This is a genomic window from Streptomyces hesseae, from assembly GCF_031845785.1.
In the GTDB taxonomy this organism is placed as follows: domain Bacteria; phylum Actinomycetota; class Actinomycetes; order Streptomycetales; family Streptomycetaceae; genus Streptomyces; species Streptomyces hesseae.
In genome coordinates, this window is sequence record NZ_JAVRFI010000075.1 from 1 (window position 1) to 451 (window position 451).

General features: G+C 77.8%; 1 pseudogene. It reads left to right on the top strand.

What is annotated here, in order from left to right:
• Positions 1 to 451: pseudogene (locus RM609_RS34260) on the top strand (hypothetical protein); the annotation flags it as partial.

A 451-nucleotide genomic window follows, 5' to 3' on the forward strand; every position in this document is an offset into this window, starting at 1 on the left:
GTCCTGATCGTGGTCGCGCTGATCGCGGCCCTGACGGTGGGGGGCCTCGGCGGCCGGATCACGGAGGGGCTCCAGTCGGCGATCTGCTCACTGACCGGCAGCTCGTGCCCGGTCTCGGACGGGGGCGGCAGCGGCCCGGTGGAGGCGGGGGATGCTTCGGGGGGTGCGTCCAGCGGCGGTACGGACGCGGGCTCGACGGTCACCGGCGGTACGGGAGCCTCCGGCGGCGACGCGACGGGCGGTACGGGTGGGACCGGCGGGGCTTCCGGCGGGACTTCCAGCGGTACGGACGGGGGCGCGACCGGCGGCGAGACCTCCGGCGGTACGGGAACCACAGGCCCCGGCCCCGCGACGGGCGGCGGCACCGGTGGCCCCGACGACGAGGGCCGCCCCGGCACCGGCGAGGACACCTACGCGGAGGACCACGAGGAGCCCGAGGCCGCCTACGACG